This window comes from Streptomyces sp. NPDC030245 (assembly GCF_055572995.1).
Genome location: NZ_JBVICF010000001.1, coordinates 231,364 through 256,266, shown reverse-complemented (window position 1 = coordinate 256,266; position 24,903 = coordinate 231,364). Strand labels below are relative to the sequence as shown.

At 72.4% G+C, this 24,903-nt stretch carries 23 protein-coding genes; 9 read left to right on the top strand and 14 right to left on the bottom strand.

Going from position 1 to position 24,903, the window contains the following annotated elements; translation table 11 throughout:
• The first annotated feature begins 199 nt into the window (after positions 1-199).
• On the top strand, positions 200-1,069 hold the full coding sequence (locus ACZ4Z4_RS01090) for a DUF2382 domain-containing protein (RefSeq protein WP_468320450.1): 870 nt from the start codon (positions 200-202) through the stop codon (positions 1,067-1,069).
• Between the two features lie 138 nt (positions 1,070-1,207).
• Here ACZ4Z4_RS01090 and ACZ4Z4_RS01085 read toward each other — a convergent pair whose 3' ends face one another.
• Together ACZ4Z4_RS01085 and ACZ4Z4_RS01080 are read right to left on the bottom strand one after the other, a co-directional pair.
• Positions 1,208-1,507, bottom strand: a complete 300-nt coding sequence (locus tag ACZ4Z4_RS01085) for a hypothetical protein (protein WP_468320448.1) — start codon at positions 1,505-1,507, stop codon at positions 1,208-1,210.
• Positions 1,508-1,599: 92 nt separating this feature from the next.
• Positions 1,600-1,941: a hypothetical protein gene (locus tag ACZ4Z4_RS01080; protein WP_468320446.1), complete on the bottom strand. Its 342-nt coding sequence runs from the start codon at positions 1,939-1,941 to the stop codon at positions 1,600-1,602.
• Positions 1,942-2,094: 153 nt separating this feature from the next.
• Here ACZ4Z4_RS01080 and ACZ4Z4_RS01075 point away from each other — a divergent pair, with 153 nt between their 5' ends.
• Positions 2,095-2,316, top strand: coding sequence for a DUF2277 domain-containing protein (locus ACZ4Z4_RS01075; protein WP_468320444.1), 222 nt, complete (start codon positions 2,095-2,097; stop codon positions 2,314-2,316).
• Between the two features lie 312 nt (positions 2,317-2,628).
• Here the strand turns inward: ACZ4Z4_RS01075 and ACZ4Z4_RS01070 are convergent, their stop codons facing one another.
• From ACZ4Z4_RS01070 to ACZ4Z4_RS01050, 5 genes are all read right to left on the bottom strand, one after another.
• Positions 2,629-3,252, bottom strand: coding sequence for a DedA family protein (locus ACZ4Z4_RS01070; RefSeq protein WP_468320441.1), 624 nt, complete (start codon positions 3,250-3,252; stop codon positions 2,629-2,631).
• A gap of 300 nt (positions 3,253-3,552) precedes the next feature.
• Positions 3,553-4,011, bottom strand: a complete 459-nt coding sequence (locus tag ACZ4Z4_RS01065) for a DoxX family protein (protein WP_468320438.1) — start codon at positions 4,009-4,011, stop codon at positions 3,553-3,555.
• Positions 4,012-4,090: 79 nt separating this feature from the next.
• Complete coding sequence (locus tag ACZ4Z4_RS01060; protein ID WP_468320436.1) at positions 4,091-6,055, bottom strand: FAD/NAD(P)-binding protein; 1,965 nt, start codon at positions 6,053-6,055, stop codon at positions 4,091-4,093.
• A gap of 194 nt (positions 6,056-6,249) precedes the next feature.
• A complete protein-coding gene (locus ACZ4Z4_RS01055; RefSeq protein ID WP_468320433.1) occupies positions 6,250-7,911 on the bottom strand; it encodes a DUF7800 domain-containing protein in 1,662 nt (553 codons plus the stop codon).
• Positions 7,912-8,022: 111 nt separating this feature from the next.
• Positions 8,023-8,676, bottom strand: a complete 654-nt coding sequence (locus tag ACZ4Z4_RS01050) for an HNH endonuclease family protein (protein ID WP_468320430.1) — start codon at positions 8,674-8,676, stop codon at positions 8,023-8,025.
• A gap of 567 nt (positions 8,677-9,243) precedes the next feature.
• Here ACZ4Z4_RS01050 and ACZ4Z4_RS01045 point away from each other — a divergent pair.
• Together ACZ4Z4_RS01045 and ACZ4Z4_RS01040 are read left to right on the top strand one after the other, a co-directional pair.
• Entirely contained in the window at positions 9,244-9,822 is a 579-nt protein-coding gene (locus ACZ4Z4_RS01045) for a TMEM165/GDT1 family protein (RefSeq protein ID WP_468320427.1), read from the top strand.
• Positions 9,823-10,147: 325 nt separating this feature from the next.
• Positions 10,148-10,831 carry an HAD-IA family hydrolase gene (locus tag ACZ4Z4_RS01040; RefSeq protein ID WP_468320424.1) on the top strand — a complete coding sequence of 228 codons (684 nt, stop codon included), beginning with the start codon at positions 10,148-10,150 and terminating at the stop codon, positions 10,829-10,831.
• Between the two features lie 78 nt (positions 10,832-10,909).
• On the opposite strand, the gene ACZ4Z4_RS01035 is transcribed toward ACZ4Z4_RS01040, so the two are convergent.
• On the bottom strand, positions 10,910-11,527 hold the full coding sequence (locus tag ACZ4Z4_RS01035; RefSeq protein WP_468320421.1) for a peptidoglycan-binding domain-containing protein: 618 nt from the start codon (positions 11,525-11,527) through the stop codon (positions 10,910-10,912).
• A gap of 940 nt (positions 11,528-12,467) precedes the next feature.
• On the opposite strand from ACZ4Z4_RS01035, the gene ACZ4Z4_RS01030 reads away from it, so the two are divergent.
• Positions 12,468-14,543, top strand: coding sequence for a DHA2 family efflux MFS transporter permease subunit (locus tag ACZ4Z4_RS01030; protein WP_468320418.1), 2,076 nt, complete (start codon positions 12,468-12,470; stop codon positions 14,541-14,543).
• A gap of 74 nt (positions 14,544-14,617) precedes the next feature.
• On the top strand, positions 14,618-14,950 hold the full coding sequence (locus tag ACZ4Z4_RS01025) for a hypothetical protein (RefSeq protein ID WP_468320415.1): 333 nt from the start codon (positions 14,618-14,620) through the stop codon (positions 14,948-14,950).
• A 113-nt stretch (positions 14,951-15,063) separates the two neighbouring features.
• On the opposite strand, the gene ACZ4Z4_RS01020 is transcribed toward ACZ4Z4_RS01025, so the two are convergent.
• The 3 genes from ACZ4Z4_RS01020 to ACZ4Z4_RS01010 form a co-directional block, all read right to left on the bottom strand.
• The gene (locus ACZ4Z4_RS01020) at positions 15,064-15,390 is read right to left on the bottom strand and encodes an antibiotic biosynthesis monooxygenase family protein (protein ID WP_468320412.1); all 327 of its coding nucleotides are present in this window, start codon (positions 15,388-15,390) and stop codon (positions 15,064-15,066) included.
• Positions 15,391-15,457: 67 nt separating this feature from the next.
• Complete coding sequence (locus ACZ4Z4_RS01015; RefSeq protein WP_468320410.1) at positions 15,458-15,859, bottom strand: hypothetical protein; 402 nt, start codon at positions 15,857-15,859, stop codon at positions 15,458-15,460.
• A complete protein-coding gene (locus ACZ4Z4_RS01010) occupies positions 15,852-16,511 on the bottom strand; it encodes a hypothetical protein (RefSeq protein WP_468320407.1) in 660 nt (219 codons plus the stop codon). The genes ACZ4Z4_RS01015 and ACZ4Z4_RS01010 overlap by 8 nt, the downstream gene beginning before the upstream one ends.
• Before the next feature lie 319 nt (positions 16,512-16,830).
• Between ACZ4Z4_RS01010 and ACZ4Z4_RS01005 the strand changes: the two genes are divergently transcribed.
• A complete protein-coding gene (locus ACZ4Z4_RS01005; protein WP_468320405.1) occupies positions 16,831-17,223 on the top strand; it encodes an FHA domain-containing protein in 393 nt (130 codons plus the stop codon).
• A gap of 18 nt (positions 17,224-17,241) precedes the next feature.
• Here ACZ4Z4_RS01005 and ACZ4Z4_RS01000 read toward each other — a convergent pair whose 3' ends face one another.
• Positions 17,242-17,919, bottom strand: coding sequence for an O-methyltransferase (locus ACZ4Z4_RS01000; protein ID WP_468320402.1), 678 nt, complete (start codon positions 17,917-17,919; stop codon positions 17,242-17,244).
• Positions 17,920-18,147: 228 nt separating this feature from the next.
• On the opposite strand from ACZ4Z4_RS01000, the gene ACZ4Z4_RS00995 reads away from it, so the two are divergent.
• Positions 18,148-19,239 carry a serpin family protein gene (locus ACZ4Z4_RS00995; protein ID WP_468322036.1) on the top strand — a complete coding sequence of 364 codons (1,092 nt, stop codon included), beginning with the start codon at positions 18,148-18,150 and terminating at the stop codon, positions 19,237-19,239.
• Here ACZ4Z4_RS00995 and proP read toward each other — a convergent pair.
• A complete protein-coding gene (gene proP, locus ACZ4Z4_RS00990) occupies positions 19,236-20,696 on the bottom strand; it encodes a glycine betaine/L-proline transporter ProP (RefSeq protein ID WP_468320399.1) in 1,461 nt (486 codons plus the stop codon). The genes ACZ4Z4_RS00995 and proP overlap by 4 nt on opposite strands.
• Positions 20,697-21,179: 483 nt before the next feature.
• Here proP and ACZ4Z4_RS00985 point away from each other — a divergent pair, with 483 nt between their 5' ends.
• Complete coding sequence (locus ACZ4Z4_RS00985; RefSeq protein WP_468320397.1) at positions 21,180-23,237, top strand: bifunctional glycosyltransferase 87/phosphatase PAP2 family protein; 2,058 nt, start codon at positions 21,180-21,182, stop codon at positions 23,235-23,237.
• Here the strand turns inward: ACZ4Z4_RS00985 and ACZ4Z4_RS00980 are convergent.
• Entirely contained in the window at positions 23,188-24,819 is a 1,632-nt protein-coding gene (locus tag ACZ4Z4_RS00980; protein WP_468320394.1) for a hypothetical protein, read from the bottom strand. The two genes, ACZ4Z4_RS00985 and ACZ4Z4_RS00980, sit on opposite strands and share 50 nt — an antisense overlap.
• Positions 24,820-24,903: the final 84 nt, after the last annotated feature.

Here is a 24,903-nt window from a genome sequence, read left to right as displayed (position 1 = left end):
AATCGAGGGGTGCGGGGCCAGATCGGTCCGATCGCCGCAGGCGTGCAGGTGGGGGGCCTCCGACGGGGCGTCCGGGCACGGTGCGTGACTTTCCTGGTTGCGGTGTGCCGCCGGGCGGAGCGCGATGGAGGGGAGGCGTGCGTCCTCCGAGGCGAAAGTCGGTTTTCGCCTGTCGCGCGCTCCAAGGGAGTGATCACCCATGACGCAGGGCGAGGCCTTCACCACCCCCGACGGGCTTGCGGGCCTGACGGCCTACGACCGGACCGGCGAGAAGATCGGCAGTGTCGAGCAGGTGTATCTCGACGACCGCAGCGGCCGCCCCGAGTGGATCACCGTCAAGACCGGTCTGTTCGGTATGAAGCAGAGCTTCGTCCCGTTGGCCGGCGCCCGCCGTCAGGAGGACAAGCTGCACGTGGCGACGACGAAGGAGGCCGTCAAGGACGCTCCCCGTATCGACGCCGACCAGCACATAGAGCCGGGTGAGGAGCACGAGCTCTACGCCCACTACGGACTCGCCCGGCCGGACGCGACCACGCGCGGCACGGCGGGCGGCAACCAGACGCGGACCGCCGCCGGTATGGCGGGCGCGGGCGCGGGAGCCGGTGGCTCGCGGGAGTTCGCCACGCGGGCCGGCGCGGCCGACACCGGCAAGGCCGAGGACATGGTGCGCTCCGAGGAGCGGCTGCGGGTGGGGACGGAAGAGGAAGTGGTCGGGCGGGCCCGTCTGCGCAAGGTGGTCGTCACCGAGGACGTAAAGACGTCCGTACCCGTCTCCCACGAGGAGGTTCGTGTGGTCCGCGAGCCCATCCGGGAGGGCGACCGGACCCGCGCCAACATCGGCGAGGCCGAGACCGAGGTGACCCTGCACGCCGAGAAGGCGGTGGTCAGCAAGGAGTCGGTGCCGGTCGAGCGGGTGCGTCTGGAGACCGAGAAGGTCACCGAGACGCAGGAGATCTCCGACTCCGTGCGCAAGGAGCAGATCGAGTTCGACCGCGGCAAGGGCGAGCGTGAGCGCGGTGGCGCGATGGGCGACGCCTGGCGCGACCGGAAGCAGGGTCCGCGCCACTGACGCCGCTCCGGGTGCCGGCAGGTCGCCATCAGTGGCGCAACCTGCCGTGGGCTGCCAAGGCCCCCGCCGACAGGCGACTGTCGACGGGGGCCTTCGCGCTTCACATGGCGCTGTTCTTCGGCCGTCCCTGCCGGGGCCTCAGCGGCCGGATCCGGGGTGCGTCCTGCGGTACCTGCGGTCCCACCGCTCCTGGCGCTCCTTGCGGATGCGGTAGTCGCGGTACGTCTTGGGGTAGCCGCCGCCTCCTGCGCCGCCTCCCCCACCCGCACCGCTTCCGCCACTGCCGCCGCTTCCGGAACCGCTCTTCTTGTCGGCCGAACCGCCCTCGTAGAAACGGACCAGGTAGAAGGCGAGTGCCGCCGCGGCCAGCCAGAGCAGAGGCTGATCGAAGCCGAGGCCGACGAGAGCCAGGATCGCGACGACTATCAAGACGTTCATGGCTGCACCTCCGTGGCTCGAAGGGGGCTCTTGTGCGCGGCTGGTAGGGAGTCAACGCCCGCTGTCTGCGCGTGTCAATGGCTTTACGGGAGTCAGTCGCCGGGCGTCTCGTGGACGTGCTTGAGGTGGGCCCGCGCGGCGACGACGTCCGGTCCGGAGACCTGCTCCCAGTAGCGGTGGCAGGTCACGAAGACCGCCAACTCCCTTTCGCGCGTGCGCAGTTTCTCGACCTCGGCCTGTTCGTCGGGGGTCCAGCCGGGGGAAGCGGGGCGTTCCACCCTGCGCCAGCCACCCGTGTCGCTGAAGCCGTCGAGGGGCTCGACCGACCAGGGCAGGCGTTTGAGCAGCGCCAGGAGCGTGGAGCGGACCTGGTGCAGTTCCTCCTGGCCGGCGAGGAGGTCGCTCGGGAAGTCATGGGCTGGGGTGGCAGGCACGCCGTAATGGTACTCCTGTTCGAATTGCGTGTGCGAGTGATCCGGCCGGTGGGTCTGGTCTCGAACTCGGCACCGACCCTCTGGTTGGCCCGAGGTGGCTTGAGGTGGCCCGAGGCGGCCCGCGGGGCGGCAGGTCGGTGGCAAGCTGGAGGCATGTGCCGCAGCATCAAGACGCTCCGTCCGCCCGCCATCCCCGAGGACGCCACCGAGGAGGAGATCCGGGCCGCCGCGCTTCAGTACGTACGCAAGGTCTCCGGCTTCCGCGCCCCGGCCGCGCACAACCGCGAGGTGTTCGAACGCGCGGTGGACGCGGTGGCGGAGGCGACGGCGGAACTGTTGGCAGGCCTGGAAGTACGCGGGGCACGCGCGTCGTAACCGCTCACGCTGTCGCGCCCCCCGCGCCGGTTCGGCTTCCGTGGCCGCGCATGTACCGCCGGAAACGGCGCCGGGTGGCTTTTCAGGCGGGTGGCTTTTCAGGGGCGCGGGGAACTGCGCGCCAAGCCGCGACCGGCCCGCAGGTCGCGGAGATACGGACCGCCCCTGTGCGCGAGGCCCGGCCTTCGTGACGGCGCGTGCTGCGAAAGGGTGCCCCGCCCCGGGTGGCCTCTCAGGGGCGCGGGGAACTGCGCGCCAAGCCACGACCGGCCCGCAGGTCGCGGGATGCGGACCGCCGGGACGGCGGCGGGCTTACGCCTCCGCCGCCTCCGCCCCCGGGCGGCGCACCAAGAACGCCGCCCCCGCCCCCGCCGCGAACAGGGCGAGAAGTGAGACACCCGTGGCGAGCCACGTCGCGCCGAGCCACTGGCCGCCGAAGTAGCCGAGGGCGACGCTGTAGCCGGCCCAGGCCAGGCCCGCCAGGGCCGACCAGGGCAGGAACTCGCGCAGCTTGCGGTGGGCCGCGCCCGCGCCGAGGGAGACGATCGAGCGGCCCGCCGGTGCGAAGCGGGCGATGACGACGAGGATGCCGCCGCCCCGCGCGAGCGCGGTGCCGAGCCGTTCCTGCGCGGTGGTCAGGCGCCGGGAGCGGGCGATGGCGCGGTCGAGCCGTTCGCCGCCGCGCCAGGCCAGGCGGAAGGCGACCATGTCGCCGAGCACGGAGGCCGTCGCCGCGCAGAGGGTGAGCACCAGAATGTCGGGGACGCCGTGCGGCACATGCCCCGCACCGGTTCCGGCCGCCGCGGCCGCCGTCGCCGACATGATGACGAGGACGCCGCTCGGCAGCACGGGTACGAACACGTCGAACAGGACGGACAGGGCGACGACCGCGTAGATCCACGGACTGCCGGTCAAGGCCCCCACACTCTCAAGCACCGTAACTCCCCGTTACTCCCCGGTTGGCAGCGCGTTGCCGCTGTTGTCGCGGGGAACGGCAGGGGCGGCCTGGTGACAGCTGTACAGCGTACGCCGCGTGGGGGGCGAGACATCCACTGGGGGTTTAGATGTTCCCTACATCACGTTCACCCGGCTGCCTCCTCCGATGCGGCGTACGGCCCCGAAGTCCCGAGTCCGGGCGGCCCCCGTGCTCAGGCGTCCACGCGAAACGGCGCCCCCTCACCCGTACCGCGAGGCACGAGTGAGGAGGCGCCGCCCCGTGAGCGGATGCCGCGCGGGTCAGGCCGCGACCGGCGCGCGCTTCGAGTCCGCGTCCTGCCCGTCGGCCCCGCTCTCGCCCCGCGAGGCGAAGAACCGGTCGAGGCCGAACGCGCCGGACCCGGTGAAGACGAGCAGCAGCATGGACCAGCAGAAGAGCGCCGGGGCGTCGCCGCCGTTCTCGATGGGCCACAGCGCCTCCGGCTGGTGGACCGTGAAGTAGGCGTAGGCCATCGAGCCGGACGAGACGAACGCGGCGGCCCGGGTGCCGAGGCCCAGCAGGACCAGCGTGCCGCCGACGAGCTGGATGACGGCCGCGTACCAGCCGGGCCAGGTGCCGGCGGCGATCGTGCCGCCGCCCGCCGCGCCGCCGAGGACGCCGAAGAGCGAGGCGACTCCGTGGCAGGCGAAGAGCAGGCCGATCACTATGCGGAACAGGCCGAGGGCGTAGGGCTGGGCGCTGTTGAGACGTCCAGTCATGGTGGGGAACTCCTTCGGTCGGGGGACGGTAACCGAGCGGAGGCCCAAGATTAGGCGAACCTAATTAGTGCTTGCAAGTTCAACATTCGGTCGGCCGAAGATTCCGCTTCGGCTCCGCCCCGGGCCCGGGAAGCGGCTCGTCGGCCCCGGCGGCCAGGCGGAGCGCGGCCCGCGCCACCGCGTCCGCGTCCGACAGGGTGACCGAGTCCACGCCGGGTCTGGCACCGGCCGCGGTCACCCAGTGGACCCCTTCGGTGGGCACTCCGAACGCGAACCTCCGTGTCTGGACGCGGCCTTGACGGTCGATCAGGCAGTAGGGCCGCGGCGTCACGTCGAGGCCTCCGGTTTCATAACCATCGACCACATGCGGCCTGCACCCGCCGCCCGCCAGGAGCTCGCCGAGCAGCGCGTCGCCGGTGCGGCGCAGGTCGGGCTCGGGCAGCCGGGCCTCGATCAGCGTGGTGACACGGACGGCGGAGTCCGGCACGTCGGGGGAGTGCGCCAGGAACGCTCCGTCGTCGGGCCGCACGGTCAGGCGCGGGCCGAGCACCTCAAGGACCCCCGCCTCGATCAGTGCCGTCATCTCCTCGATGCGGCGGCGCGGCGGGCCGATGGACAGGAAGGCGTTGAGGGGTGTGTACCAGCGGTCGAGGTGGTCGCGGCGCGAGGCGCCGGAGAGGCCGCCGTGGTCGACGATGCCGCGGAGCTCGTTGCGCAGGTCGCGCAGCACGTCGAGGGCGGCCTTCAGCGGCCCGGCGACATTGCCGAGCGCGGCCTGCGCGGCGTCCTCGCGCAGCCGGTCCAGGAGCCACGCGCGATGGGCGCGTGCGGAGGCGAAGGGGCGGGCCGGGTGCGGCCGGGAGAGCCGGTCCCACGACCAGCGGTCGGCTTCGGCGATACCGAACTCGCCCAGGACGCGCGCCTCTTCAGGGCTGCGATGGGCGGTGGTGAGAAACCGTCCACGGAAGTCACTCACCTCCGCCGGACCGCTGCCGCGCCGGCCCGCAAGCATCGCCGCGTAGTAGACCGTCTCCACCTCCTTCGCGATCAACGGCCATATCTCGACGAGGAAGTCGGGGGCGTCCCCGCTCTCCGCGCGCTTGCGGAAGCGGGCCACGACGTCAGCGGTCAGGACCGCGGGGACGTGCCGCCCGTACGGGCCCTTCGCGTTGTCGCCGCGCGCCTGGTACGGGACGCCGCGCCGCGAGCCCGCGTACAGGCGCGGCTCGCGGCCCGAGGGCAGGTACCGCAGTGCGCCGCCGCGCGTGCGCGCGTACCGGCCGCCGCGGCCCTCGGTGAGCAGCGCCATGTGGTCGAAGAAGTTGAGACCGAGCCCGCGCAGCAGCACCCGCTCGCCGGGGGCGACGGCGGAGAGGTCCAGGTCGGCGGGGTTGGCGGGCGGGAAGTGGCGCAGGCCGTGCCGCGCCGCGTGGTCCGTCAGGCGCCGCTGCTCCGGCGTGGCGGCCGTCGGCAGGTGGCCCTGCGCGAGCACGACCGCCGCGAGGCCGGACAGGCGGCGGCCGTCGTCCAGTACGAGGGTCTGCGCCCCGTCGGCCGTCCCGGTCAGGCGCACCGCGCGCGCCGCGTGCACCTGGACGCGGACCGCGCCGGGGGCGCCGCGCACGGTTTCGGCGAAGACCCACTCCAGGTAGCGGCCGTAGCAGGCGCGGGTCGGGTAGTCGTCGGGCCCGAGCCCCGGGGCGTGTCCGGCGGCCGCCCATTCGTACAGGCTCGGGCCCGGCCGTATCGGCCCCGAGCAGTCGACGCTCTCGTCCGTGAAGAGGGTCACCTGGGACGCGACGGTGTTCATCAGGAGCTCGGCGGGCTGCGCGGTGCGCCAGACGCGGCCGGCGCCCGGCGGGGCGGGGTCGATGACATGCACCGTCAGCCGTGTCCCCGGTGCGAGGAGTTCGGCCGCCGACGCGCAGAGCCGTTCGAGCACGCTGGTGCCGCGGGGGCCCGCGCCGACCAGGGCGAGGGCGGACTCGTGCGGTGCGGGCCGGGGTGGCGCGGGTGGGAGCGGCGCGGATACGGGTGCAGACAAAAGCGTGACTCCCGGGGCATATAGAGAACGCCGGAACGCCAGAACCTCGAAACAGCTGCAACGCTGCAACGCTGTAACGCTGGAACCGGACGGTCCGCATCGGTCCGCCTCATCATGCCGTCGGCGACCCTGATGCCGAACCCCTGCCGGAGGATCCGCTTCCGGCTGTGGGACGCGTCACGCCCGGACGTCCGTCACGAGAGGCGCGTCGACTCCGCCGTCTCCAGGCGTACGCTCCCGCCGCGCACCGCCCGTGCCTGATCGAGCCGGAGCAGGGCCGAACGGCCGCGCAGCGTCAGGGTCATCAGCTGGTTGCCGAACCAGGGGCTGCCCGTCCTGCGCCAGTCGATGCCCGCCTGCGTCACCCCGCCGTGCCGCGCGAAGCGCCGTCCCAGGGCGCGCCCCACCCGGCTCCAGCCGAAGCGGAAACCGAGCTTGATGGAGGCGGGGATGGAGTTGTGCACGGGGGAGCAGGTGAGCTGGAGGACCCGGGCCTCGGGGCCCTCGCCCGCGGGCCAGCTCGGCTCGGCGATGTAGGCGTGGTGGACGTCGCCGGAGAGCACGCACACCGTCGCGGGGGCCCGCGGGCCCGAACCCGCCTCCGCGATCAGCGCGGTGAGCGCCTCGAAGGAGGCGGGGAAGGCGGCCCAGTGCTCCAGGTCCGAGCGTCTTCGCAGGTTCTCGCCGAAGCGGGCCCAGCGGTCGCCGCGCTCGCCGCCGCACAGCGCTGCGTTCCACCCCTCGGCGTCGTGGATGAGGTGGGGGAGGAGCCAGGGCAGGGAGGTGCCGATGAGGAGATGGTCGTACGAACCCGGCTCCGCCAGCGCCTGCTCGCGCAGCCAGTCGGCCTCGTCGGCGTCGAGCATGGCGCGCCCGCCCTCGGCCAGGACGCGGGCCGCGCGGGTGTCGACCATCAGCAGGCGGACGCGGCCGAAGTCCCGCCGGTAGCTCCAGCGGGCGGTGGTGGGGTCCGCGTCGGCCTTGGCGGCGAAGGCGCGCAGCGCGTCGGTGCCGTCCGGGGTCGCGCACACCGAGGCGTAGAGGGCGTCGCGCGCGAGTTCTTCGGGCGGCAGGTTGCCGAGGTGCTGGTAGACCCAGTACGACATCAGGCCGCTCAGGATGCGCTCGCGCCACCAGGGCGTGGCCCGCATCTCGGCGAGCCAGGCCGCACTGGTGTTCCAGTCGTCGATGATGTCGTGGTCGTCGAAGATCATGTTGCTGGGCACGGTGGAGAGCAGCCAGCGGATCTCCGGGTCGAGCCAGGACTCGTAGTAGAGGTGGGCGTACTCCTCATAGTCCGCGACCTGGGCGCCCGGGGGATCGGCGAGGTCGCGGCGGGCGGCGAGCCAGCGCTGGGTGGCCTTGGAGGTCTGGTCCGCGTAGACCTGGTCGCCCAGGAGCAGCAGGACGTCCGGGCGCTCGGCGGCCGGGTCGGCGGCGATGCGGGCGGCGAGGGTGTCCAGGGCGTCGGGCCCCACGGGGTCGTGCTCGCCGGACGGCGGCGCGGCCCACCGGCAGGAGCCGAAGGTGACGCGCAGCTCGTCGGCGCCGGTGTCGCCGCCCTCGGCCGGCGTGCGGATGGTGCTCGCGGGATGGGGCGATTCGGGCAGGGGCCAGACGGCGGCGCCCTCGCCGTCGCCGAGCCGCACCTCGTACGCCGTCTCGGTGCCGGGGGTCAGGCCGGTGACCGGGACGAGTGCGTAGTGATGGCCGGAGATCTGGAAGGTGCGCGCCGAGCCGCGCGCGCCGTCGGCGCACCGCACCTCGGCGGTGCAGGGCCGGTCGGCCTCGACCCAGACGGTCGCCGTGGCGCCGTCGACGTACCTCAGCAGTGGACCCAGGCGCAGCCGTGCCACAGGTGATCACCCTCCTCCGTCGCCCCGTACGGTACGGAACGACGGAGGAGGGCGGGCCGGTTCCGGGCAACCCGTCGGACCCGGCAGGACCGCCGGCGGTCAGGAATCGTTTCAGCAGCCGCTGAGCAGGGAGGACAGGGCGCTCTTCTCCTCGGTGTTCACCGACAGCTTGTAGTGGTGCTTCACGTCCACCCACATCCGGGCGTAGTAGCAGTGGTACGAGGTGGTGGGCGGCAGCCATTCCGCCGGGTCCTGGTCGCCCTTGGCCTGGTTCACGTTGTCGGTGACGGCGATCAGCTGCGGCTGGGCCAGGTCGTTGGCGAAGCCCTCGCGCTGCGCGGTGGTCCAGCCGCTCGCACCGGACTTCCACGCCTCGGAGAGCGGCACGACGTGGTCGATGTCGACGTCGGACGCGGCGGTCCAGGTGCCGCCGTCGTAGGGGGACTTCCAGGTGCCGGAGGTGGCGGCGCAGCTGGCGTCCTGCTGGACGTTGGTGCCGTCGCGCTTGAGGACGACCTCGCGCGTGTTGCAGGTGCCGGACTGCGTCTTCCAGTGCGGGAACTTGTCGCGGCTGTAGCCGTCGGAGGAGCCCTCGGCCTTGACGGTGAGCTCGCCGAGGTAGGTGCGGGCCGTGGCGGCGCTGACCGGGGCCGGGGGAGCGGCCTGGGCGGAGGTGCCGGTGAGGAGGGTGGTGGCGGTGGCCAGGGCGAGGGCCGCGGCGGCGAAGGCGGGCCGGGTGCATCGACGCGCGTAGACAGTGGGCATGCGAACTCCCTTGGTGTGGGGGGCTGTTGACCGGTGGGGCGGTCAGAGTTGCGGGTCGTGGTTACGGGTGGATGTGCGTCTAGTGACAGGGTCGCGTCAAAGAGGTGCCGACTTCAAGGGTTCTGGCGGGGCGTCAAGTGCATTGGGCGGGACGGAAGTTGCATTCCGTGCATTTCCGTGCGGCGTGTGCGCTCCTGACCTCGGCGCACCCCTTCCGCACCCCTCCGCACCCCTTCCGTGCGCTTGCGTGTTCCAGGTCACTCCGGCGCGGGTCAAAAGTCCCTGGTCGCGACCTCTGCGCCGTCCCGTACGATGGACGGCGCAGAAGGGGAGTAGCTCTTCGCCGGACCGTCGACATACTGCTCAGCTCGTCTGAGCCGGCGCCCGGAGGCAGGCCCCGCGGGGCAGGCCAGCGAGACCTTCGGCAAGCAGTGCCCGACGTGCGCAGCCCTGTGTACGTCCAGACGTCCACACCCGTGTACGTCCGTGTGCGCTGCCGTGCCGAGGTGTCGTACGCGAAACGGTGGAACACTCTCGGTGGGGCGGCCCCGACCGATTGAGGAACCCTTGATCAGCTTCAGCGTGACGGCGCTCGTCTTCGGCGTTGTCTTCCTTGCCGAGCTGCCGGACAAGACGGCGCTGGCCGGCCTCGTCCTCGGCACGCGCTACCGCGCCTCGTACGTGTTCGCCGGCGTCGCGGCCGCCTTCACCGTCCACGTGGTGCTCGCCGTCGCGGCGGGCAGCGTCCTGACCCTGCTGCCGCAGCAGCTGGTCCACGCGCTGACGGGCGTCCTCTTCCTCGGCGGCGCCGCGATGCTGCTCCTGAAGGGCGGCGGCGAGGAGGAAGAGGTCAGGCAGCCCGAGGACCAGAGCTTCTGGAAGGTCTCGGGGGCGGGCTTCATGCTCATCCTCGTCGCCGAGTTCGGCGACCTGACGCAGATCATGACCGCGAACATGGCGGCGCGCTACGACGACCCGCTCTCCGTCGGCCTCGGCGCGGTGCTCGCGCTGTGGGCGGTCGCGGGACTCGGCGTCGTCGGCGGAAAGGCGCTGATGAAGCGGGTGCCGCTGGCGCTCATCACGAAGATCGCGGCGCTGCTGATGCTGGGGCTCGGGGTATGGAGTCTGTATGAGGCGATTGCTTGAGGTCGGGTCGCTCTGGTGATCCCGGTGGCCTTGGGGGTGCTGGGGGTGCTGGTGGCCCGGGTGGTGCCGGTGGCACTGGCGGCGCAGGTGGCCTAGGCGGCCCTGGTGGTGCTGGTGGCCCAGGTGGCCCAGGTGGCCCAGGTGGCGCTAATGCCGCTGGCGGTCCCGGGTCCTTTTTGCGGGTCTTGACCGGTCTGACCTGCGGCGTTGGCTTTTGGGGCCCGCTTTTTGTACCGTGCAGAAACAAAGTGGCTCCGCCCGTACTCCCTGACCGGCGGGCGGGGCTGCCTTGATCTTTCGCTGCCTCTGCGCTCTGGAGCACCCGATGACGGCGACGACCGCCGACTCTGTCGCACCCGTTCTGACCGCCCGGGCCGTTCTCCTCGACATGGACGGCACCCTCGTGAACTCCGACGCCGTCGTCGAGCGCTGCTGGCGGCGCTGGGCCGTGCGGCACGGGCTCGACTTCGACGAGGTCATCAAGGTCGTCCACGGGCGGCAGGGGTACGCGTCCATGGCGGTGCTGCTGCCGGAGCGCCCCATGGAGGAGAACTACGCGGAGAACCGCGAGATGCTCGCCGCGGAGACCGCCGACATGGACGGCGTCGTGCCCGTGCCGGGCGCGCCCGCCTTCATGGCCGCGCTGGCGGACCTCGGCCTGCCGCACGCGCTCGTGACCTCCGCCGACGTGCCCCTGTCCACCGGCCGCATGGCGGCGGCCGGGCTCGCGCTGCCCGACGTACGGGTGACCGCGGAGAGCGTGGGCGCGAGCAAGCCGGACCCCGAGGGGTTCCTCAAGGGGGCGGCGGCGCTCGGGTTCGACCCGGCGGACTGCGTGGTCTTCGAGGACTCCGAGGCGGGCATACGCGCGGGACAGGCGGCCGGCATGAGGGTGGTGGGCGTCGGCCCCCGGGCCGCGCGCTTCGCGCCGACGGTGCATGTGGACGACCTGACGGGTGTGGGGGTCGCGGACGCGGGGGACGGGTCGATCCGGCTCACGTTCGCCTGACATCCGCACCGCCGACCGGGCTGAGTGAGGGCCTGGTTCGGCCCGGCCCGGCCCGGATGGACTGGCCGGCGAGGCGGTTCAGGGCTCCGAGGTCTCCGCCTCCAGGCTGCGGCGGGTCTGGCGGCCGTACTCGCCCCGGGCGTCGTCCGTGAGGCCGCGGGCCCACTGGTAGCGGGCCACCGCGTCGGCGACCCGGAACGTGTAGACGCCGTCCCGCTCACCCACGTACAGGTAGAGCTGCGCCAGCCGACCCTGCAACTCGGCGACGGGCGCCCCCTTGTCGCCCTGCCTCAGCGTGGTGTCGGCCGCCTTGCGGGGCGGCGCTGACGCCGACGGCCGGGTCGAGCCGGTCGCGCGCGCCGTCGGGGACGGGGCCGAGGGCGTCGGTGACGCCGAGCGGGTGGGCGTGGGCGTGGGCGGCAGGTTCACGCGCGGTGCGCTCGGGGTGACGGAGGGCGTGCGCGAGAGGGAGGCCGACGCGGACCGTCTCGCCGACGGTGGGGCGGGCTTCGTCGGATCGGCGTACGCCGACGCGGGGTCGCCCGGCAGTGCCCGGTCCCGGGTCGGCCCGTCCGTGGCCGACGAGACCAGCCCCACCGCGAAGACGCCGACGGCCACGACGGCCGCTGCGGTCCCGGCCCCGCCCACGGCGAGCAACGCGAGGCGCCGCTTGCGACCCGAGGCCACGTCGGCCACGGGCTCACGGTGCCTTTCGGTGCCCGTGCCGGTGTCGGCGCCGACCCCCACGCCCCGGTGGCCGGAGAAGCTGCGGGGCGTGGGTGTACCCGCCCCCGCATGCCCCGCAGGTACGGCCGTGTCCGGGTCCGGCAACGAAACGTAGGGCCGTATGCGCAACGGATCGAAGTCCCCGGCGACGGCAGCCTCCGCAGACCGCACACGAGCACGCTCCACAGCATCAACCGACCCCACCACGCCGCCCACCCCTGCCCCACGGGCCGGGCCGCCCGCGCCGCCCGCGCCGCCCGGGTTTGCCGGGTCGGCGGCGTCGACCCGGTCGGCCGTGCCGTCCTTCCGCGGCGGCCGCACAGCGTCGCCCTCGCCTGCTGCGCAGGCAGGGCCTGCCGGGCCGACCGCGTCTGCCGGGCCTGCCGGGCCGACCGCGTCTGCCGGGCCTGCCGGGCCGACCGCGTCTGCCAGGTCACCCGCACCGCCCGTGCCTGCCGGGCTGCCAGCGCCCGCCACGCCACCCACCCCCGCCACGCAACCGCAAGCGAAGGCGGCACCCCCGGCCTCACCAGGTCCGGCCCCGCACGCGGGGCACCCTCGCCCGCCCCGTAACCCCTCCTGCCGTTCGTCCCGTCCGGCCACCGGCCGTTCCTCCCCTCCTGCGTCCCGCCCGCCCCGAGAGCTCCAGCGATTATGCAGACCCTCGCTTCAACAGGCCATAACGGGAGACACGGACCAGGATGGAATGGGAAGGCCGCAACGGACTCCCCGGGCTCAACAGACTCACCGGACACTTCAGCCCCGATAGACCCGATAGGCCCGGCAGGCCCGGCGGGCTCGGCGAGAACAGCTGAGCCCGCCGAACCGGCGAGAGCAGTCGGCTCCGTCGAGCCAGTTGAGCCAGTTGACCCGAGGATCCGCGGCCCCGACGGACCCCCAGGAGGTGTCCATGTCGCAGGACGTCAGCGCCCGCTCCGCAGGAGAGGGACCCGGCCCCGGTCACACGCACGCCGCCGGCGGCGGCAACGGGCATCCCCCCGGAAACGTATTGATCTCCATCGGCGCACTGCTGCTCGGCATGCTCCTCGCCGCCCTCGACCAGACCATCGTCTCCACCGCTCTGCCGACGATCGTCAGCGAGCTCGGCGGCATGGACCACCTGTCGTGGGTCGTCACCGCGTACATGCTGGCGGCGACGGCCGCGACCCCGCTCTGGGGCAAGCTCGGCGACCAGTACGGCCGCAAGAAGCTGTTCCAGACCGCGATCGTGATCTTCCTGGTCGGCTCGGCGCTGTGCGGCATGGCGCAGAACATGCCGCAGCTCATCGGGTTCCGCGCGCTACAGGGACTCGGCGGCGGCGGGCTCATGGTGCTGTCCATGGCGATCGTGGGTGACCTGGTGTCGCCTCGCGAGCGCGGCAAGTACCAGGGTCTGTTCGGCGCGGTGTTCGGTGCGACCAGCGTCCTCGGGCCGCTGCTCGGCGGGCTCTTCACGGAGCACCTCAGCTGGCGCTGGGTCTTCTACATCAACCTGCCCATCGGCGTGCTCGCCCTCGCCGTCATCGCCGCCACCCTCCACATCCCGGTGCGCGGGACCCGGCACACCATCGACTACCTCGGCACGTTCCTCATCGCGTCCGTCGCCACCTGCCTGGTCCTCGTCGCCTCCCTCGGCGGCACCACCTGGGCCTGGGGCTCGCCCCAGATCATCGGCCTGGCGGTGCTCGGCGTGGTCCTCGCCGTGGCCTTCGTGGCGGTGGAGCGCAGGGCGGCGGAGCCCGTGATCCCGCTGAAGCTCTTCCGCATCCGCACCTTCACGCTCTCCGCCGTCATCAGCTTCATCGTCGGCTTCGCGATGTTCGGGGCGATGACCTATCTGCCCACGTTCCTCCAGGTCGTGCAGGGCGTCTCCCCGACGATGTCGGGCGTGCACATGCTGCCGATGGTGGCCGGCATGCTCCTGTCGACGACCGCCTCCGGCCAGATCGTCAGCCGTACGGGCCGCTGGAAGGTCTTCCCGATCGCCGGTACGGCCATCACCACGCTCGGACTGCTCCTGCTCCACCAGCTGAACGAGAACAGCGGCACCGGCGAGATGAGCGCGTACTTCTTCGTCTTCGGTCTGGGCCTCGGCCTGGTCATGCAGGTCCTCGTCCTCATCGTGCAGAACGCCGTCAGCTACGAGGACCTCGGCGTCGCCACGTCCGGCGCGACGTTCTTCCGCTCCATCGGCGCCTCCTTCGGCGTCGCGATCTTCGGCACCGTCTTCACCAACCGGCTCGGCGACAAACTCACCGACGCCCTCGGCGGACAGCAGCTGCCGCCCGGCCTGAGCGTGAGCACCCTGGAGACCGACCCGCGCGGCATCGCCCGGCTCCCCGCCGAGCTGCGCCCCAGCGCCCTGCACGCGTACGCCTCGGCCATCACCGATGTCTTCCTCTACGCGGCGCCGGTCGCCCTGGCGGCCTTCCTCCTCGCCTGGTTCCTGCGCGAGGACAAGCTGCGCGCCTCCGTCACGGCACCCGACCCGACACAGACGCTGGCCAGCAACCCCGTGGAGCGTTCGTCGTACGACGAGTGCGCGCGGGCGCTCTCGGTGCTCGGGACGCGCGAGGGCCGGCGCAAGATCTACGAGAGGATCACGGAGCGGGCCGGCTACGACCTGCTGCCCGCGTCGAGCTGGCTGCTCCTGCGCGTCGCCCGGCACGGCTCCGTCGAGCCCGGCGTGCTCGCCGAGCGCACCACGGTGCCGCTGACCGTCATCACGGCCGCCGCCCGCCAGGTCGAGGAGCGCCGCCTGGCCGAACGCCAGGGCCTGGAGATGGTCCTCACCGACCGGGGCCGCGAGGTCGCCGCCGAACTGGCCACGGCCCGCGAGGAGTCCCTGTCCGAACTGCTCGGCGACTGGTGGGGCCCCCACCGCCCGACCGACCTGGCCCAGCTGGTCAAGGAGCTCAGCTCCGAACTCTGCGGCTCGGAGGCGGAGCGCCCCCACAACGGGTCGACGGTGGCGCGAGCGGCGTGATGGAGTGAGGCGGCCTGCGCTCAACTGCGCACGCGACAGGTGCAGTTGAGGGCATCGCCGCGATACTGGTGGGCATGCCGAACCATGAGGACCGCGAGGACCGTGAGGAAGGGTGGCGGCCCCGGGGGTACACGGGCCCGGCCTGGCAACCGCCCAAGCCGCCCCCCGGGGGACCGCCCGGCGTCCCGCCCGAGCGCCCGCCCGTCGGACCGCCCCGCAACGGAGGCGGCGCTCCCGGAGGACCGTCGCGCTGGAGTGTGCCGGGCGTGGTCACGGTGATCGTGGTCGCCGTCTGGAGCGTCCTGGCCTACCAGTGGACCCAGCAGAACGACTGCGAGCTCCCGGAGTCGTACGGCCTCGTCCTCTCCCACGGCACTCCGGACCCTTGGGAACAGTGCGGGGACTGAGGAGGGGGAGGCGCTCCATCGTCTCCGGACGTCTCTCCGGACACGGCAATGTCCCGTACTCGGAGCTGAGTGCTCGATCCGGGTACGGGACACTGCCGCTTGCCGTCGCGAGGCTATGCGCCCTTGGGCGCGGCCTGCTGGATGACCTCGAAGGACCAGACCGAGGACCCGCTGGCGGCGGGCTTGGGGCGGTCGCCGCCCTCGCCGCCGCCCTGGTGCGCGGCCTTCATGGGGCCCTCCATCCACGCCTGGAAGGAGGCCTCGTCGCGCCAGCGGGTGTAGACCAGGTACTGGTCGGTGCCCTCGATCGGGCGGAGGAGTTCGAACCACTCGAAGCCGTCCGAGTTCTCCACCGCGCCCGCACGGGAGGCGAAGCGCTTCTCCAGGATCTCGCGCTGTTCTTCGGGGACGGTGAGGGCATTGATCTTCACGATGCTCATACCGCCATCCTGCCGCACCGGGATGTCGGAGCGGCGTGAACCCCGGCGGGGGGAACGGGAGCGCGCGTCACAGGCGCATCAGGCGTTCCGCCGTCTCGCGGTAGTCGCGCAGGGCCAGACGGAGCTGCTCCGTGTCCCCGGTGGCGGCGTCGCCGGTGGCGCCGGTCGTGTGGTCGCCGGTGTGGGGCCGGGGCGCAGCGGGCGGGGTGGCGTCGATGGTCGCGGGTGCGGGCTCGCCGGGTGCGCCCTGCGCCGGCAGGGACTGCCAGGACGTGCGCAGGGTGCGGCGGTATTCCTCCAGGGTGCGCGTCAGGTCGGCGATCGTGTCCTCCAGGACGCGGTCGGCGCTCTCGACGGCGGTTCGCGGCTCGTCGACGAAGCCGTTCACGGCGTTCTGGAGGCGCAGCGTCAGCTTGTCGCGTGCGTCGGGCGGGAAGAGAGCGGTCCCGGTGCCGGTGCCGTCAGCCATGCTGAACTCCCTTGTGGGTGATGCCGGTGGAGCGCTTGTTGATACCGCGCCTGCTGTCGTGCGCGGCGTCGGCGTCGGCGTGGTGATCCTTCACCAAGGCGTCGAAGAGCGCCCGCGCCTCGATCATGGCGGCGCGCATCTCCTCGGTGCCGGTGCCGGTGCCGGTGCGCTGTTCGTCGGTGCCCGGCGTCTCGAGCGCCGCGCGGTGCACCTTGCGGTAGCCATGGACGTGGTGGGCGTGGTGCACGGAGAGCGCGTCGACCTGGTCCTCGTAGTGGCCCGCGTCGGGGAAGCCGCGGGCCGCCGCCACCTCCGAGATGAGCCGGTCGGCCTCGATCAGGGCCTCGCGGGGCGAGTCGACGAAACGTTCCTGGGCGACGGTCCAGCGCGCCGTGTACCCCTCGCGGGCGGCGGGCGCCAGCGGTCGCGTACGCAGCGAACCGTGCCGCTTCACACGCTCGCCGAGGTCGCGCTCGGCGGCCTTGGTGTCGCCGTCGTGCCGGGCGACCGCGCGGTCGTACTCGGGCCCGAAGCGGTGCCTGAGGCTGCGCTTGCCGCCCGCGCCCCGCCGCTTGCGGCTCAGTACGGCGAAAGCGGCGGCGACGAGGACGACGGCGACCACGATCAGAACGATGAGCAGGACTGTGGACATGGGTGGGTGCCCTTTTCGGCTCGGGGATCGGCCTGGGGCGCGAGACCCTGGGGGCCTCGACACCCGTTCCCCGAATCGAGTTGCCCGAAAAGGGACCGTCAAACGGCGGCTCCCGAGGGCGGGTCAGGCCTGGTGGCGCCTCCGCCGGTCGCGGGTCACCTCGTCGACGTCGTACGTCGGGTCGGGGCCCTCGGGGAGTGGCTTGTCCCTGGGGCCGTGCGTCCGCACGGGGGAGGCGCTTAGGATGCGGCAGCGCGACACAGCGGCCGCGGACCGCCAACCACGGCCGTGCCGCCCCGAGTTGAAGGAGCGTACCGACGTGCTGGAGCTGACCATGGCCTCGGTGTCCGGGGCGGACGCGGGCGCCACCGCGGGCATGTTCATGGCCGAGACGCCGAGCGAGCCGGGCGCGGTGCTGCGGGTGGGACGGGACAGGAGCGTGTGCCGTCTGGTGACGCCCGACGACTGGCTGTTCGTGTCGCGTACGCATCTGGAGTTCCGCTGCGGGCCCGACGGGGCCTGGTCCGTCCGGTGGCTGCGCGGCTCGAACCCCGATCCGGCCTCCGAGGTGCGGGTGGTGTCCGACGGCGCGGCGCGGCCCCTCGTCTACGGAGGGGCGGCGTCGCTCTCCCGGGGCGGCTCCGGGGAGATCGTGATCCAGGACAGGTCGGGGCCGCGGAGCGTGAACATCGGTTACTACCACGAGGGTTGAGCCCGCACAGGTCTGGCGTCAGGGCAGTACGCGGGCGAGTGCGAAGCCGTCGTACCCCTTGACGCCGACCGTCTGCACCGCCGTCCCGTTCAACTTGGGGTGGTCGGCGATGAGTTCGAGCGCGGCCCGGGTGCCGAGCACGCTCGGGTCGGTGCTTGCGGCGTCGGTGACGGCACCGCCCCGTACGACGTTGTCGAGGATGATCAGGCTGCCCGGGCGGGTGAGCTTGAGCGACCACTCCAGATAGTGCGCGTTGTTGGCCTTGTCGGCGTCGATGAAGACGAGGTCGAAGGGGTCGGGGTGCGCGGCGTGTTCGGCGCCGAGCGCGGTGAGCGAGTCGAGGGCCGGGCCGACGCGCACCTCGACGAGCTTGTCGAGTCCGGCGCGGGCGAGGTTGCCGCGCGCCACGTCCGCGTGGACGGGGTTGTGTTCGAGGGTGATGAGGCGGCCGTCGGAGGGCAGGGCGCGGGCCAGCCAGATGGTGCTGTAGCCGCCGAGCGTGCCGATCTCAAGGACACGGCGGGCACCCTGTGTCTGCGCGAGGAGGTGGAGCAGCTTGCCCTGGTTCGGGGCGACGTTGATGTGGGGGAGGCCGGCCGTGTCGCTGTCGCGCAGGGCTGCGGTCAGGGCCTCGTCGGCGGGGGCGAGGAGGTCGGTGAAGTAGTCGTCGACGGAGTTCCACTGCTGCTGGTTCATGCGGCTCGCACGTTCCCTTCGGCTGCTCGACGTTCGAATGTTCGACTCTCTAGTTAGTTTCGCTAAGGAGTCTACGGTGAGTGGAGGGGATTGTCAGTGGGGGCTCGCATACTGGGAGTTGTAGATCAGCGGGTTCTGGCGACGGGGGAAATTGTGGTGGCGTACGGGGGAAATGTGGTGGCGTACGGGGGAGTGGTGCGGGGGTTCGCCGAGCGGTGGCTGCCCGAGATGGTGCGGTCGGCCGGGGAGGCCGAGGGGCCGGGTGACTTCGTGTGCTCGCCGGCCGGCATGTGGCTCGCGTTGGCCTCCGTCGCGGCGGGCGCCCGTGGCGAGACCGCCGACGAGCTGCGGGGGCTGCTCGGCGTCGCCGGGGCCGAGGCCGCCCGCGCGGTGACGGAGGGCGCGCGGGCCCTCACGGACACGGACGCGCTGGGCGCCGCCACGCGCGTGTGGAGCCGGGTGCCGGTCCTGCGGGAGTACGAGAAGGCCTTGCCGGACATCGGCTTCGGGCCCATGGACGCGGACGCCGCCGACGCGTGGGTGCGGGAGGCCACGGGGGGCATGATCGAGCGCCTGCCCGTGACCGTCACCCCGGACACACTGCTCCTGCTGGTCAACGCGCTGGCTTTGCAGGCGCGTTGGGAGGACCCCTTCGAGGGGGCGGCCACGCGGGACGCCCTCTTCACGGACGCGGTGGGCGTCGCGCATCAGGTGCCGACCATGCGGCGGGAGGTGGCGTCGGGGGACGCGTGGAGGGTGGACGCGGCTCTGGGTGCGGGGGCAGCGGCGGACGCGGGTGCGCGCGTCGTCGAGATGTGGTGTGCCTCGCGTGACGGGCTGCCTTCTCTCCGGGGCGTACGGGTCCGGTTCGTCCTCGGGGAGCCGGGGGCCGGGCCTGCCGCGGTGCTGCCGCTCGCCTGGGCGCCTCGCGAGCGGCGGTCGGCGATCGACGCCGAGCAGATCGTCATGGCCCTGCCCCGCTTCTCGCTGCGTACGCGCACCGAGGCGACAGGGCAGCTCGGCGCGCTCGGCGTGCGGTGGGCCATGAGCGACGCGGCCGACTTCTCCGGGATGTCGCCGGAGCGGCTCGCGATATCCCAGGTGGTGCAGGAGGCGGTGGTGAGGATCGCGGAGCGGGGGGTCGAGGCGGCGGCGGTGACGGCCGTGCCGATGCGGCCGGGTTCGGCGTACCGCCCGCGACGGGTGGAGCGGGTCGCCTTCGACCGGCCCTTCGGGGTCGTCGTGCTCGACGGGGCGGGGGAGATGCCGCTGTTCGCGGGGTGGCAGGCGGGGGCGCCGTTCCCCGAGCCGGCCCTTTAGGGGACGTCGCAACCCCTCAGCGCCCTCGCCTCCGCCTCCGTCTCCACCGCCGGCGGTGACCCCGGCAGCGGGCTGCGGGCCGATTCCGTCATGTACCAGACGGCGATGCCGCCCACCACGGCCGCCACCATCATGTAGTACGCGGGCATCATCTTGTCGCCCGTCGCGCCGATCAGTGCCGTCACGACCAGGGGGGTCGTGCCGCCGAAGACCGAGACGGAGATGTTGAAGCCGATGGACAGGGAGCCGTAGCGGACCTTGGTCGGGAAGAGGGCGGGGAGCGTCGACGGCATCGACGCCGTGAAGCAGACCAGGAGCATGCCGAGCGCGCCGAGGCCCAGCGCGATCGCCCACAGGGAGCCGTCGCGGATCAGGAGCATGGCGGGGACGGAGAGCAGGAGGAAGCCGGCGCAGCCCGCGGCGATCACCGGGCGGCGGCCCACACGGTCCGTGAGCGCCCCCATGAACGGCTGGGCGCACATCATGAGCGCCATGACGGCCAGGATGACGAGCAGGCCGTGCGTCTCGTCGTACTTGAGCTCGCTGGTCAGATAGCTCGGCATGTACGACAGCAGCATGTAGTCCGTGACGTTGAAGACCAGGACCAGGCCCATGCAGAGGAGGAGCGCCTTCCACTGGCCCGTGACCATGTCGCGCAGGCGCACCTTCGCGCGGGTCTGCTCGTCCTTGTGGGCCTTCTCCAGCTCGGCGGCGAAGGCCGGGGTCTCCTCCAGCTTCATGCGGAGGTAGAGGCCGATCAGACCCATCGGACCCGCGATCAGGAACGGGATGCGCCAGCCCCAGGAGAGCAGGTCGTCCGAGGAGAGCAGGGCCGTCATCAGGGTCACGAGGCCCGCGCCGCCGATGTAGCCCGCCAGCGTGCCGAACTCCAGCCAGCTGCCGAGGAAGCCCCGCTTCTTGTCGGGGGCGTACTCGGCGATGAACGTGGAGGCGCCCGCGTACTCGCCGCCCGTGGAGAAGCCCTGCACCAGGCGGGCCGCGAGGAGCAGCACGGGTGCCCAGACACCGATCGACGCGTACGAAGGGATCAAGCCAATCGCGAAGGTGCCCGCCGCCATCATGATCATGGTCAGGGCGAGGACCTTCTGACGGCCGACGCGGTCGCCGAGCGGGCCGAAGACCATGCCGCCGAGCGGCCGGATCAGGAAGGCCGCGGCGAAGGCGCCGAAGGTGGAGAGCAGCTGCGCCGTCGGGTTGCCCGAGGGGAAGAAGACCTTGCCCAGGGTGACGGCGATGTAGCTGTAGACACCGAAGTCGAACCACTCCATCGCGTTGCCGAGGGCGGCCGCCTTCACCGCGCGCTTGACCATCGCGGGGTCGGTGACGGTGACGGTGCCGTCCTGAGCTGCTTCTTCCGGGGCCCCGGTCCGGGGCTCGGGCAGGTGTCCTTGCCAGGACTCCGGCTTGCGTACTGCGACGGGTGTGGCGCTCGCCAAGGGTTCGCTCGCCTCTTTCGGTCGACGACAAGGACACGGCCGCACCCGGTAGCCGGGGGCGGCCCGAAAAGCGACCATAGGTGCAAGGGGCATCATTACGGTGGGTGTCCGGGCGGCAGCGGACCGCACGGAAACCGCTGTTGTCCAGGCCAAACGGCTTTTCGCCCGGTAGGGGAGACTAGGTCTGTATGTGATCTATGTCGCCGCCCCGGCACGGAACCGCACGCATACGGCACGCCAAGCGCACGCCAAGCACACGTGAACCGCACAGGAGCGGCACCGGAACCGCAGGTCGGGGGCCGATTCCCGGCCCCCGGCGGCGGGCGCGGCACCGTGCGGCGCCCGGAGAGGCCGAGAGAAAGCGATGTGGCTGCCAGGTGAAAAGGTGGTTGCGTGCGTCTCACATGAGGGGCTTGGAAAGGGCCGCGAAGAGCTTGGACAGGGCAGAGGACAGGACGAGCGGGGCGGGAGGGTCGACGGCGCGTGGCGAACGTTGAACACAGGAGTGGCGGCGCCCTGGGGGCAGGGCCGGCCGGTGGCCCCGACTCGCGGACCGGAGCGGCCCGCGTCGTCCTCTGGCTGCTCGCCGCCGTCCTCGCGATCCGGCAGGCGACCGACGTCCTGCGGACCCCCGCGGGCGAGCGCCTCACAGACCTGGAGACGTGGATCGGGCCCGAGGGCGTCCTCCATGTGAAGGGCTCCTTCTACGACACGGACAAGTTCACCGGCACCCCCTTCGCGGGCCTTGTCCTCAAGCCGCTCTCACGCTCGGGCGAGCAGGCGCTCGGCTGGGCCTGGACCTTCGGCACGCTCGGCCTCGTCGTCGCGCTCGGCCTGGTCGCCGCCCGCGCCCTGCCCCGGCCGGTCACCCGGCGCACCGCCCTGCTCGCCGCCCCCGTCGCGGTCAGCCTGCTCATGCTGTCGCTGCCGGTCCGCAACACCCTGCACCTCGGCCAGACCAGCATCCTCCCCGTCCTGCTCGTCCTGCTCGGCCTCTTCGCGGTCCGCGGCGAGCGGACCGGCGGAGTCCTCATCGGCGTCGGCGCGGCCCTCCAGCCGACCATGCTGCTCTTCGCGCCGCTGCTCTGGTACACGGGCCGCAGGAAGGCCGCCGCGTCCACCGGCGCCGCCTTCGCCGCCTGCACCGCGCTCACCTGGGCGGCGATGCCGAGCGATTCGTCGACGTACTGGTTCCACCACCTCGGGGGCGCGGGCCTCGGCGCGAACCCGGACGCCAACGCCAACCAGTCGCTCCACGGCATGCTGCTCCGCTTCGGCTTCGAGGGCCCGCTGGAGATCGCGCTCTTCCTGGCCCTGAGCGCGGCCCTCGTCCTCGTCGGCCTGCGCCGCGCGGTGCGCTACGCGAAGGACGGGCAGCTGCTCCTCGCCGTCGCGATCACCGGCTGTGTCGCGGTCGCGGTCTCACCGACGACCTGGCAGCACCAGCTCCTGTGGGTGCTCTTCGCGGTGGTCGGCCGGGTCGGCAAGCGCCGGTCCGACCGCTACATGTGGCCGGTGGCCGTCGTCCTCGTGTCGACGCTGCCCGCCAAGATGATGCTGCCGAACATGCCGGTCACCGAGCCGATCCGGGACAACGTCGTGCTGATCGCGGCGCTCGCCGCGGCCACCGTCGTGCCGTTCCTGCCGCGGACGCACCCGCAGTACCGCAGCCCCATCCCCACGGACTACGCGGCGCCCGTCCCGGCGCGCTGGAAGTGGGTGCCGCTCGTCCCGTTCTGGCGGCGCGTGGTGACCCGCCCGAACCTGCTGCTCGAACTGCTCCTGATCCGCGTCGGCTACTCCGCGTATCAGCAGGTCAGGCTCGCGGCGACCGGTGGCACGATCTCCGGGGGCCGGGCCACCGCCGAGCACCACGGCGAGCAGGTGCACGCGATCGAGCAGTTCCTGTTCATCGACATCGAGCACTGGTTCAACCAGCTGACGGCGCGGACCGGCTGGATGGAGGAGTTCTTCAACTTCTACTACACGTCGTTCCACTTCCTGGTGCCGCTGAGCGTCCTCGCGGTGCTCTACGTCCGCCGCCCCGCCGACTACCGGTGGGCGCGCTCGGCGCTCGGCTTCGCCACCGTCCTCGCCCTCATCGGCTTCTGGGCCTATCCGCTCGCCCCGCCGCGCCTGATGCCGGAGCTCGGCTTCACCGACACGGTGCACGGCGTGCAGGACTTCACCCAGCCCGACTACGGCACGCTGACCGCGCTCACCAACCAGTACGCGGCGATGCCCTCGCTGCACTTCGGCTGGTCGCTCTGGTGCGGCCTGGTCATCGCGGTCGTCGCGCCCCGGTGGTGGATGAAGGCGCTCGGCCTGCTGCACCCGTTCTTCACGGTCTGCGCGATCGTGGGGACCGGCAACCACTGGATCCTGGACGCGGTGGGCGGCGCGGCCGTCGTCGGCGCGGGCTTCGGCCTCACCTATCTGCTGTCCGGGCCCCGGGTCCGGCAGCAGCGCGAGACGCCCGTGAGGGAGCCGGTCACCGGCATGTCGAAGGACGACTGCGCGCAGGACCGTACCCCGAGCTGATCTCGTAGGTGCCGGGCGCGGGCACCGACAGACGCGTGAACTCGCCGTGCCGCTTCAGGCAGGCCCCCTCCGCCCGGAGCCACGGCGAGTACACGAGGCGTACCGTCACCGAGCCCCGCTCGGGCACCCGCACCACCACGTTCGAGCCCGTGGAGCGGACGACGGCCGCGGGCTCGGACACCAGCGGCACCGGGTCCTTCACCCGGAAGATCTGCCAGTGCGCGTCCTTCCACACCGGCTCCAGCCACTTCGGGCCGCTCGCCACCAGCTCCGCCTCGTCCTCGGCGAAGCCGTCCGGCTTGCCCGCGGGCAGCACCACGTATCCGACGGCCCACTTGTCGAGCCACTTGCGGTAGCTGGCCGCCGAGAACGACCCGTCGTAGAAGAGGCGGCCGCGCTCGATGTCGAGCTGGCGGTTCCAGCCGCGCGCCATGTTGACGTACGGGGCGAGGGCGGTGGCCTCGCGGTGGTTGCGGGTCGGCACGACCTCGACGCGGGTCCGGTTGGCCTCCAGGCGCTCCAGCTCCCGCACCACGCCGTGGGTGTCGACGGCCCACTTCGGCACCTTCGTGGAGACCCGCAGGTCGTCGAGGGTCTTCTGCGCCACCCAGGCCGAGGACAGCACGAGCGCCACCGTCAGGACGATCCGGCGGGCCCGCGTCAGGCCGGGGGCGAGCAGCGCGGCGAGCAGCACGGCGGGCCCGACCAGCTCCGCGAGCCGCTCGACGTTGGTGCCGATGGGGGAGGGGATGAGGTACGTGAGGACGGTCCCGGCCGCGTAGACGGCCGCGCCCCACCGCAGCACCCGCCACTCGCGCGGGCCCGCGACGATCAGCGCCAGGCTGAACAGGACGGGCGGGAAGATCCGGTCGAAGGGCATCAGGTGCTCACCGGTGAACGGGAAGAGCACCGTGGTCGCCGCGACGACCAGGAACGGCGGCAGGAGCAGCGCGGCCGACCGCACCCAGTCGCGTACGAAGAAGTAGCCGGCGCCCGCCACGACGAGGAAGAGCCCCGCGACCGGGGACCCCATGGTGGCGAGGGCGGCGCAGACCACCGCGGCGACGGTGCGCCGGCGGCCCACCAGGGCGAGACAGGCGGCGAGGCCGAAGGCGAGGCCGAGCGCGAACGTCGTCCGCCCCGAGGCGACGTTGCACCAGACGGCGAGCGAGGCGAGCACGGCGGGCCACAGGGGTCTGCGGATGCCGGTGCGCTCGATCAGGACGGCGACCAGCCAGGCGCCCGCGATCCCCGACACCGCCGTCACGGTCTTCACACCGAGGGCGGCCATCAGATAGGGCGAGATCAGGCTGTAGTTGGCGGTGTGCATGCCGCCGTACCAGAAGAGGTTGTACGCGGCCGTGCCGTGCTCGGAGGCGAACCGCGCCCAGGCCTCCTGCGCCGCGAGGTCGCCGCCGCCCGTCGCGAGGAACGCCACCCACACGGCGTACAGGGGAAGGGTGGGGACGGTGGCCAGGAGCGGTACGCGGTAGCGCCGCAGGAAATGCCGGAGCGGGGGGTTCCGGCCGGTGGACGCAGTGCCGGACGGGGCGAGCGAGACGTCGGCAGAGACCACGGTCACCGTTTCCGTTCGAGTCCTGGGAAGCCAAGGTTCACTTCTCAGGACGCTTCATGCAACGGAAACGTTGGTTCCGTAAAGGTGATT